This window comes from Nocardioides sp. L-11A, assembly GCA_029961745.1.
Lineage (GTDB): Bacteria > Actinomycetota > Actinomycetes > Propionibacteriales > Nocardioidaceae > Nocardioides.
Genome location: CP124680.1, coordinates 3,901,289 through 3,911,083 on the forward strand (window position 1 = coordinate 3,901,289; position 9,795 = coordinate 3,911,083).

11 protein-coding genes and 1 tRNA gene are annotated in these 9,795 nt (G+C 72.9%); 5 read left to right on the forward strand and 7 right to left on the reverse strand.

All coding sequences use genetic code 11. The features are described 5' to 3' along the window. Nucleotides 1–23 precede the first annotated feature (23 nt). Together QJ852_18770 and QJ852_18775 are read left to right on the forward strand one after the other, a co-directional pair. Nucleotides 24–1,043, forward strand: coding sequence for an SGNH/GDSL hydrolase family protein (locus QJ852_18770; GenBank protein WGX95193.1), 1,020 nt, complete (start codon nt 24–26; stop codon nt 1,041–1,043). A 756-nt stretch (nt 1,044–1,799) separates the two neighbouring features. Further along, nucleotides 1,800–2,216: a hypothetical protein gene (locus QJ852_18775; protein ID WGX95194.1), complete on the forward strand. Its 417-nt coding sequence runs from the start codon at nt 1,800–1,802 to the stop codon at nt 2,214–2,216. Nucleotides 2,217–2,351: 135 nt separating this feature from the next. On the opposite strand, the gene QJ852_18780 is transcribed toward QJ852_18775, so the two are convergent. The 3 genes from QJ852_18780 to QJ852_18790 form a co-directional block, all read right to left on the reverse strand. Then, nucleotides 2,352–3,191: a Bax inhibitor-1/YccA family protein gene (locus QJ852_18780; GenBank protein WGX95195.1), complete on the reverse strand. Its 840-nt coding sequence runs from the start codon at nt 3,189–3,191 to the stop codon at nt 2,352–2,354. 123 nt (nt 3,192–3,314) lie between these two features. After that, nucleotides 3,315–4,796, reverse strand: a complete 1,482-nt coding sequence (locus tag QJ852_18785) for a cellulase family glycosylhydrolase (protein WGX95196.1) — start codon at nt 4,794–4,796, stop codon at nt 3,315–3,317. Nucleotides 4,797–4,870: 74 nt separating this feature from the next. Next, nucleotides 4,871–5,554, reverse strand: a complete 684-nt coding sequence (locus QJ852_18790; protein ID WGX95197.1) for a methyltransferase domain-containing protein — start codon at nt 5,552–5,554, stop codon at nt 4,871–4,873. 127 nt (nt 5,555–5,681) lie between these two features. On the opposite strand from QJ852_18790, the gene QJ852_18795 reads away from it, so the two are divergent. Both QJ852_18795 and QJ852_18800 read left to right on the forward strand, forming a co-directional pair. Then, the gene (locus QJ852_18795; protein ID WGX95198.1) at nt 5,682–6,308 is read left to right on the forward strand and encodes an ATP-dependent Clp protease proteolytic subunit; all 627 of its coding nucleotides are present in this window, start codon (nt 5,682–5,684) and stop codon (nt 6,306–6,308) included. Further along, nucleotides 6,305–6,916, forward strand: coding sequence for an ATP-dependent Clp protease proteolytic subunit (locus QJ852_18800; protein ID WGX95199.1), 612 nt, complete (start codon nt 6,305–6,307; stop codon nt 6,914–6,916). The genes QJ852_18795 and QJ852_18800 overlap by 4 nt, the downstream gene beginning before the upstream one ends. On the opposite strand, the gene QJ852_18805 is transcribed toward QJ852_18800, so the two are convergent. Together QJ852_18805 and QJ852_18810 are read right to left on the reverse strand one after the other, a co-directional pair. Continuing rightward, a complete protein-coding gene (locus QJ852_18805; protein WGX95200.1) occupies nt 6,917–7,246 on the reverse strand; it encodes a helix-turn-helix transcriptional regulator in 330 nt (109 codons plus the stop codon). Between the two features lie 82 nt (nt 7,247–7,328). Continuing rightward, nucleotides 7,329–7,817 carry a CGNR zinc finger domain-containing protein gene (locus QJ852_18810; protein ID WGX95201.1) on the reverse strand — a complete coding sequence of 163 codons (489 nt, stop codon included), beginning with the start codon at nt 7,815–7,817 and terminating at the stop codon, nt 7,329–7,331. Between the two features lie 76 nt (nt 7,818–7,893). On the opposite strand from QJ852_18810, the gene QJ852_18815 reads away from it, so the two are divergent. Beyond that, entirely contained in the window at nt 7,894–9,312 is a 1,419-nt protein-coding gene (locus QJ852_18815) for an MFS transporter (protein WGX95202.1), read from the forward strand. Here the strand turns inward: QJ852_18815 and QJ852_18820 are convergent. Then, nucleotides 9,309–9,683, reverse strand: a complete 375-nt coding sequence (locus tag QJ852_18820) for a hypothetical protein (protein ID WGX95203.1) — start codon at nt 9,681–9,683, stop codon at nt 9,309–9,311. The genes QJ852_18815 and QJ852_18820 overlap by 4 nt on opposite strands. 33 nt (nt 9,684–9,716) lie before the next feature. Beyond that, nucleotides 9,717–9,793: transfer RNA gene (locus QJ852_18825), tRNA-Leu, on the reverse strand. Between the last annotated feature and the right edge of the window lie 2 nt (nt 9,794–9,795).

The following is a 9,795-nucleotide window of genomic DNA, read 5'->3' on the forward strand; positions in this document are numbered from 1 at the left end:
GGGGTCTCCGTAGGGTGGGGCCTGTGAGCAAGGCGTCCGCAGCCCGCAAGCTCGCCGCCGCCGCGCTGTACGGCGGGGGCGGGCTCTCCGCCCTCGGCGCGGGCCTCTACGGCGTGCTCTCCGCGGAGGCGCGGCTCGCCCGCAAGACCATCGGCCCCGCTCGCGACGAGCCGCCGCCGGACGCGACCGGGTGGTACGGCCGCGGCCGCCCCGGCCCGGCCATCCGGATCGCCCTGCTCGGCGACTCCAGCGCGGCCGGCTACGGCGTGGAGCGGGTCGAGGAGACTCCGGGCGCGCTGATCGCCTCCGCCGTCGCCGAGCACGCCGACCGCCGGGTCTACCTGCGCGAGTTCTGCGTCGTCGGCGCGAAGTCCTCCGACCTCGCTGCCCAGGTCGACCGGGCGCTGCCGATCGAGCCCGACGCCGCCGTCATCCTGATCGGCGGCAACGACGTCACCCACACCGTGCGGCCCTCGCACTCGGTGCGCTCGCTGTCCGACGGCGTACGCCGGCTGATCGGCGCGGGCGCGACCGTCGTCGTCGGCACCTGTCCCGACCTCGGCACCATCCAGCCGATCGCTCCCCCGCTGCGCCAGGTCGCGCGCGCCTGGTCGCGCCGGCTCGCCGCCGCGCAGACCATCGCCGTGGTCGAGGAGGGCGGCCGGACCGTCTCGCTCGGCGACATCCTCGGCCCGGAGTTCGCGGCGGCGCCCGCGCTGCTCTTCGGCCCCGACCAGTTCCACCCCTCCGCCCGGGGCTACCGGGCACTGGCCGGCGTCCTCGTCCCGTCGGTGCTCGCCGCGCTCGAGCACGCGCCCGATGAGGCCGGACTGGAGGCCTACCGCGGCGAGGGCGTCCTGCCCGTCACCCGGGCCGCTGTCCAGGCCGTCAACGAACCCGGCACCGAGCTGGGCGGCACCGAGGTCGGCGGTCGCCGGGCCGGCGTCCGTGGCCTCTGGGTGGAGCTGCGGCACCGCCGCGGTCGCAAGCACGTCCCCGGCGAGGCGCCCGAGGAGCACGAGACCGCCCCGGATCCGGCCTGAGGCTGGTCCGGGTCTCCGGTTCAACTACCGAATTTGTCGTCTCCGGCGGCGGTTCACGACGAATTCGGTAGGTGAACCGCACCTCCGGGAGCAGCCTGTGGAGGAGCCCCCGGCGGGTACCCGGATTCGCCGATGCTGGGCGGATGGATCTGGAGATCGACCGCAGCGACATCGTGGTCCCGGTACGCGCCGACCCGTCGGGCCGCACCGGGCCGACGCCGGGGCAGGCGCGAGGACCCCGCTGGCGCCGTGCGAGCGGGCCGGGGCTGTTCGTGCCCTCGGAGGTGCCGGACAGCGAGTTCCAACGCATCGTCGAGGCGGTCGCCGGAGCGCCGGAAGGCTCGGCAGCCACGGGTTGGGCGGCCCTGCACTGGCAGCAGGCACGGTGGTTCCCGGGCCGCACCGCTCGCGGCGATCCGCTTCCGGTGCCACTGGCGATCGGCGACTCGGCCCACCTGGCGCCACGCGCAGGGGTCCAGCTGTGGCGGGACTGGCTCTTCGAGGACGACATCGGCCGGTGGGACGGCCTGCCCATCACCCGGGCCGAGAGATCGGTCTGCGCCGCCGCGCTGCGGGCCCGCTCGCTCGAGGACACCGTCCGGGTCATCTGCATGGCGATGGCCGACGACCTCGTGAGCCTCGGCGAGATCCGCTCCTATGCAGCGCGGATCAAGGGGAGGCCCCACACGCGGCGCCTCAACGCAGCGATCGATCTCTCCGACGAACCTCTGGTCGCCCCAGGAGGTCACCCTGCTGATGCGCTGGCGCGATCAGCGAGCGGGGGCCCGCCTGCTCTGCAACCCGCCGATCTTCGACCTCCGCGGCAACCACCTGATGACACCGGACCTCCTCGACGCCGAGGCCGGGGTGATCGGGCAGTACGACGGGATCGTGCACGATCGGACGCGGGTACGCCGCCGCGACCTCGAGGTCGAGGAGCGGTGCCGGGGCCTCGGGCTCGAGGTGGTGACCATGCTCTCGGCGGACCTGCGCGACCTGCGCTCGTTCGACGGCAGGCTGGCGACGGCGTACCGACGAGCGGGGCAGCGGCGCCCGACCCCGGAGTGGACCCTCGACCAGCCCTGGTGGTGGATCGACACGTCGACCGTGGACCGACGGCGCGCCCTCGGCGACGAGGACCGGCGGATCTGGCTGCGGCGGCAGGTGGCGTGAGGTCGGTCGCGGCGCGCGGTTCACCTACCGGAATTGTCGCTCAGACCGCTCGGGGGCGACGAATTCGGTAGGTGAACCGAAAACACGACGGCCCCGACCCACCGAGGTGGGCCGGGGCCGTCGTACGACGAGAGGTCAGTCCTGCTGGAGGATCGCGAGGATGCGCAGCAGGTTGGTGTAGATCCAGACCAGGCTGACGGTCATCGCGAACGACGCGCGCCACGACTCCCGCTCCGGGATGCCGTTGCGGACGCCCTGCTCGACGAAGTCGAAGTCCATGACCAGCATGAACACACCGAGCACGAGGCCCGCGACCGCGAACAGCAGGCCCAGCGGACCGAAGCCGAACAGGCCGAGGTCGGCGCTGAACATGCTGAGGACGATCTCCATGAGGCCGAGGCCGACCATGCCGAACATCGCGGCCGTCACCATGGTGCGGAACTTGTTGCCGACCTGGATGTCGAAGAACTTGTACGCCGCCAGGGTGCCGGCGAACGCGGCCATGGTGCCGAGGACGGCCTGCAGGACGATCGTGTCGCCGATGAAGGCGTCGAAGGTCTTGCTGATCGCGCCGAGGGCGACACCCTCGGCGGCGGCGAAGGCGAGCACGAGCGCCGGGCTGATCTGGCGCTTGAACGAGTTCACCAGGGACAGGACGAAGGCCAGGATGCCGCCGATGGCGGACGCGGCGTAGAGCGGGGCCAGGTCCTCGGCGACGTCGGCGCCCTCGATGGAGGGCGTGAGGATCCACGTCGCCGCCGCGGTGAGGAAGACGACGGCCAGCGTGATCGCGGTCGACTGGACGACCGAGTCGATGGTCATCCGGCCCTGGCGGGCGCCGGTGGGCGCCTCCGGGGCGGGGTAGCCGGGCTGCTGGTAGCCGCCGTACTGCGGCTCACCGAAGCCCTGGTAGGCAGCGGCTCCGGACCGGTTGAACTCCTCGGAGCGCCGGAACACCGGGTTGTTGCTCTGCATGGTCTCCTCCGCAGGCTTGCGAGTCTGCCGGGCGCCCACGGCGGACGCCCTCCACCTACAGTCTAGGTGTCTCGATGCTGGTGCAACGTGCGGACGTTGCCAAAGGTTCCCGGACCGGCGATCTCAGCGCCCCGTGATCCGGACCGCCACCTCCCGACCGGGTACGTCGGGCCGCACCTCGATCCGTCCGCCGGTGCCCGCCGTCCACTGCCCGCCGGTCACCGTGACGTCGTACCCGGCGGGGTAGTGCAGGGGGCTGACGAAGATCTCGGTCGGGGCGTCGACGGCGTTGGAGCGGTACCGGTAGGAGAAGTCGCCGGTGCCGGCGTCGAAGGCCATCGCCAGCGGCGTGCCGGCGGTGGCCTGGGCGTAGGTGCGCACCAGGCGGCGCAGCTTGCCCTCCTTGACCGATCCGAAGTCGGTGTCGTCGCGGAACATGCCCTGCGCGTCGTCGGCGGTGGTGGGGTCCTGCCAGCGCTTGTAGGCCCAGTGGCTCCAGCCCATCAGGTTCTCGTCGGCGACGGCGGCGTCGATCTCGATGGCGCGCAGGTTGTCGGTCGCGCCCCACTCGCTCATCATCGGCGCGGCCCCCATCGTGGCGGCCTGGGCGAGCGCGGTCGCCGTCCGCTCCCGGCTGAACCGCCAGCAGTTCTCGACCTTGCCGAACGGCAGGCCCTGGGACTCCAGGAAGACGTCCTGGCAGTAGTTGTGCCAGGAGTAGCCGAGCTGGTCCTCCCCCGCCATCGGCTCCAGGTACGTCGGCACCGGGCGCCCGGCGGCGAGCTGCTGCGGCTCCCACCACACGACATTGGCCGGATCGACCTCGCGGATCGCCCGGGTGACCTTCTCGTACGCCGGCTGCAGCTCGCGTCGGTAGGAGCCGGGACAACCGTTGGTGAAGCAGGTCAGCCACTCCAGCCCCATCCACGGCTCGTTGATGAGGTCGTAGCCCATCAGGTGCGGCTGGTCCTTCCACCACTCCGCCGCGACCTGCCAGGCCCGCGCCCAGCCGTCGAGACCGCCGTGCCGGCCCGCCCAGAACTGGTCGAAGACGGCCGAGTTCTCGGGCGTCCAGTAGCCCATCGGGAAGGGCAGGTTGACCGGCGGCAGCAGGCCGAGCAGCGGCGGGCGGCGCAGCGCCCAGTCGGGCACCCCCTCGCCGCCGTACGTCTCGTGCCACTGGTCCTGGTGCATGTCGAGCTGCATCCAGATCCCCCGCTCGGCCAGCAGGTCCATGACCCGCTGCCAACCGTCGCGGTACGCCGGGTCGCCCACGCCCGGCGCGTCGGGGGTGATGCCGGCCCACAGGGTGCCGAGACGGGCACCGTTGAAGCCGTAGCGCTCCAGCCACCGCGCGTCGGCGATGGTGAAGCCCTCGGCGGTGTCCGGCGGGACGTAGGGGTCGAGCTTCCAGACCAGGTTGAAGCCGTGGACGATCACGACCCGGCCCCGCTCGTCGACCAGCCAGCGTCCCTGGCGCCGCAGCTGCGGCGGCGGGTCGTCCTGGCCGGCGGGTGCGACCCGAGCAGGCGTCGTCGTCGCCGTAGCCGTGGCCGGGACGGCCGGGGTCGCGGTGGCGAGGACCCCCGCCACCAGTGCGGTCACGACCGCCAGCGGGATGGAACGTGTTCTACGGGGCACATCCCATCAACGAGAACGACTGCCGAAAGTGACTCAGGTCACTTCACGCGGCGCAGTCGGACCACGGTGTCGCGCACGAGCAGCGGGCCGTCGGGCGTGACCTGCTCGCGGACCGGGGTGTCGGCGACCTCGACCTCCCACCCGCTCGCCGACCGGTCGGCGCCGAGGGTCTCGACGACGCGCTCGGGCTCGAACATCAGGCCCGGGCCGTGGTCGTGGCGGGCGCCGGTGGCGACGTCGTCGGGGTGATGGGCGGTCACGAGGAGTCGGCCGCCCGGGGCGACGGCGTCCGCGATGCCGCGGTAGACCGCGGCGAAGTCGGGCTGCGGGACGTGGAGGAAGCTGACGGAGACCAGGTCGAAGGTGTGCCGTCCCGCCGGGCGCGGGTCGGCGAGCGCGTCGTAGAAGCCGACCTTCAGCCGGTCGCCGACCCCCTCGTCCTCCGCATGCCGCGCCACCCGGGACAGGGCGACCTGCGACACGTCGACAGCGGTGACCTGCCAGCCCTGCTTCGCCAGCCACACGGCGTCGCCGCCCTCGCCGCAGGCCACGTCGAGCGCGGTCCCGGGGCTCAGGTCCGCGGTCTGCTCGACCAGCCGCTGGTTGGGCCGGCCGCTCCAGACGCGGTCGCTGCCGCCGTACCGCTCGTCCCAGAAGCCGGCGGTCAGGGCGTCGCGGAGCGCCTCGAGCGAGTGGTCGTGATCGTGGTCGTGACGGTGCATGGCACCACTGTCCCGCTTCAGGTGGACCTGAAGTCAAGACCCGCCCGGCGCGCTGCTGTCGGCAGCGGCCCGCTGCCGTCGGCGGATCCGCCTGGTCCGGTGCCGGGACCGCGCCGACAGTGGGGACATGAGCGATGACAACCGACCCCGCATGTTCGACGACCGGGTACGACGCGAGCTGCTCCAGCAGCGCGTGCTCGTCCTCGACGGAGCCCTCGACGACGACAACGGCATGCTGCTGACCAGCCAGCTGGTCGGGCTCGCCGCCGAGGACCCGGGTGCCGACATCGCACTGTGGATCCACTCCCCCGGCGGCTCGGTGCCGGCCATGCTGGCGATCCGCGACGTGATGCGACTGGTGCCCTGCGACGTCGCGACCCTGGCGCTCGGCATCGCCTGCAGTGCCGGTCAGTTCCTGCTGTCGTCCGGAGCCCGCGGCAAGCGCCGGGCGCTTCCCCACGCGCGGGTGCTGATGCACCAGGGCTCGGCCGGGATCGCGGGCACCGCCGTCGACATCGAGCTGCAGGCCCAGGACCTACGACACACCCGCGACACCGTCCTCGCCCTCATCGCCGAGGACACCGGGCAGCCGCTGGAGCGGATCTTCGAGGACTCGCTGCACGACCGGTGGTACTCCGCCCCGCAGGCACTGGAGTACGGCTTCGTCGACGAGATCGTGGCGTCGTACGACGTCCTGGCGCCGCCCCGTCGCGCGCCGCTGGGCCTGGGACACGGGCTGGGGGCGGCCCGATGAGCTCCTACCTGGTCCCGAACGTGATCGCCCAGCACCCGCGCGGCGAGCGGATCATGGACGTCTACTCCCACCTGCTCACCGAGCGCGTCGTCTACCTCGGCACCGCGATGGACGCAGGCGTCGCCAACGCGCTCGTCGCGCAGCTGCTGCATCTCGAGGCGGACAACCCGGACCGGGACATCCAGCTCTACATCAACTGCGAGGGCGGCGATCCGAGCGCGATGCTGGCCGTGCACGACACCATGCAGTTCATCCGGCCCGAGGTCGCCACGACCTGCGTCGGTCAGGCGATCGCCGTCGGCGCGGTGCTGCTCGCCGCCGGGGCGGCGGGCAAGCGGGCGGCGCTGCCCCACGCCCGGGTGGTCCTGCACCAGCCGGCCGCGCAGGGCCGCGGCGCGATCCCCGATCTGATCCTGCAGGCCGACGAGGTGGTCCGGGTGCGCTCCGACATCGAGCGGATCCTGTCGCGGCACACCGGCCAGGACACCGCCACCCTGCGGGCCGACACGGACCACGACCGGGTCTTCACCGCGGTGGCCGCGCGGGAGTACGGCCTGATCGACCACGTGATCGAGGAGCGTGGGCCCGCCGTCGTGGCCGCGCGCTGATCAGGCGGCCAGCGCGTACGCCGACACCGCGTGGGTCGATACGGCGGCCGACGCCCGGAGCGGGACGGGGACCGGCACCGGACGGAGATCGCCGGCGACCGACGTCGTGAGGTCGAGCAGGGTCGTGTCGAGCGCGCCGAGCACGGCCGCGATCATCTCGCTGCTCGGCTCCTTCACGCCGCGCTCGATCTCCGAGAGGTACTGCGGCGAGATGCCGGCCCGGCCGGCCGTCTCGGTCAGCGTCTCGCCGCGCTCGCGACGCAGGTCGCGCAGCCGTCGTCCCACCAGATCCCGCCACAGCGGCTCGGCATCCCTCTGCTCCTCGGCCATGCCTCATCGTAGGTCGATCCCCCGGGCCGATCCGGGCCTCCGTGCGGAGTTCTGCTCTCAGCAGAAGTCGGCGGTCCCGGACTCAGGGCGCTCCCGGGGCAGCCGCGTCCCGGGAGCGGCGGTGGCGGCGTACCGCGTCCCGGTTGGCGCACGGGTGCGAGCAGTAGCGCTGGCGGCCGGGACGGCTGAGGTCGGCGAAGGCGCGGCGGCACTCCACCAGCGCGCACCGCCCGATCCGGTGCATCCCGTTGCGGGTGAGGTGCTCGGCGGTCGCGACGCTGACCGAGGCGGCAAGGGTCTCGCCGAGACTCGCGTCGTCGGGGCGGTAGTGGAGGTGCCAGCCGCTGCCGTCGTGGTCGGTGACGAGAGGGGCGCTGGAGAAGCGGAGCAGCAGCCCGTTGAGCAGCGCGACGCGGTCGGGCTCGCCGCTCTCGTCGACCAGCGCCTCCCAGGCGTCCAGGAACGCCCGCACCAGCTCGGCGTCCTCCGACCGCGGCGGGTTGTCGACCGGCATCCCGTGGGAGCGCCACCGCTCCTCCAGGGCGAGCAGGTCGGTGGGGCGGTCGTTCACGAGGGAGACGACGACGCCGAGCAGTTCCGAAACGTAAGGGTTTACCCGCACAAGAGCATTACAGCACCGTGATCCCATGACCGCGACGCCCACGACGACTGCCCCGGCCTCCCCGAGGTCCGCGACCGCCGACTGGCGACCGTTGGTCGCCTGCTGTCTCGGCACCTTCCTGCTGATGGCCTACGTCGCTGTCCTGACGGTCGCCCTCCCGGCGATCGGCGCCGACCTCGACGCGGGACCGGGCGCTCAGCAGTGGGTCGTCAACAGCTACTCGGTCGCGCTGGCCGGCCTCCTCCTCGGCGCCGGTTCCTTCGGCGATGCCTTCGGCACGCGGCGCGTGTACGTCGTCGGCGTGACCGCGTTCACCGGGGCGACGCTCCTCGCCGGGCTCGCACCGGACGCGGGCTGGCTGATCGCCGGCCGCGGCGCGCAGGGGGTCGCGGGCGCGCTGATGCTGGGCTGCATCCCGGCGCTCATCGGCACGGCCTATCCCGAGGCGGGCCGGCGGGCACGTGCGTTCGCGATCTGGGGCGCCGTGGCCGGTGCCTCCTCGGCGGTCGGCACGGTCGCCGGCGGCGTCCTCACCGAGCTCCTGGGTTGGCGTTGGCTCTTCCTCGCCGCGCTCCCGTTCTGCGTGCTGTCCCTGCTCCTGATCCGCGGGCTCAGGCTCCCCGGAGCCGACCGCGGACGGGGGCCGGGCGCCTCCGCGCGGGTCGACTGGGCAGGCCTGGTGCTGGCGACGACCGCGGTCACGAGCCTGGCCTACGCCATCGCCCGCCTCGGTGACAGCACGGCGCGCGATCCCCAGGTGCTCGGATCCATCGGCATCGCGACCTTCGCGCTCGCCGGGTTCGTCGCCGTCGAGCGCGGCCGCGCGCATGCGGTGCTCCCGCGAGGGCTCCTGCGGTCGCGCCCGTTCGTGGCCGTGCTCATCACCTCGTTCGCCTACTACTTCGCGACCTTCGGAGCACTCCCCGGCATCGCCACCTGGCTGCAGGTCTCCTCCGGTCTCGGCGCGTTCGCCGTCTCGATGCTGCTCGTCGTCCAGCTCGTCGCGTTCATCGCCGCCTCGGGACTACTCAGCCCCCGGCTCCGCCACACCCGACCGTCGTGGACGCTCGGCGCGACGACCCTGACGATCGGAGTGGCCGCCGCCAGCGGGACCTGCGTCCTGCTCGGCCCCGGCGGGATCGGCCTGCTCCCCTTCCTCGTCCTGTCCGGCCTCGCAGCGGGAGTGATCTCGCCCGCCCTGCCGATGCTCACGCTCACGACGGCACCTCCGCAGGTGGCAGGTGCCGCGACGAGTGCGGTGAACGCCGTACGGCAGCTCGGCCTCGCGGTCGGCGTCGCGGTCTGCAGCAGCCTCACCGCGCACCCCGGCACCGCCGCGACGGCCCGGGCGTTCGGGGCCTGTGCCGTGGTCGCCACCCTCGCGGGCGGGACGGTCCTCGCGCTGCTGCGGGACCAGGACCCCGGCGTCCAGGTCGCTCCTTAGCGGAGCAGGGCGCTCTCGACGGCGAACAGGGCGTCGAGCCGCCACCGCAGCGGGATGGTCGCGAGCAGGTCGCGGAGTCCGTCCAGGTCGTCGAACGGCGCCGACAGCAGACCGTCGGGCGCCGGCTGCTCCGCGAACAGGTCGTTGTCGATCTGGTCGCGGAGCCGCATCACCTCGGCCGGATCGAGCTCGTACATCTGCTCCTCGAGGTCGCTGACGAGAGTCGCGATCCTCCGGCGCCCACGGAACCGGCGAGCCAGTCGTTCGAGTGATCGCGCGAAGTCGGCGCTCATCACCGACCGGGGGTCGGCGAAGGCGGCGGTATGGAACACCCCGTCCGCATCCAGCCACATGTCGACGTCCAGCTCCATCTCTCGTCCAGGTACCGCAGCGAGGCGGGTCGATGGTGCCCCCGGTGGGACTCGAACCCACACCTAGCCGCTTTTAAGGCGGCGTCCTCTGCCAGTTGGGATACGGGGGCGG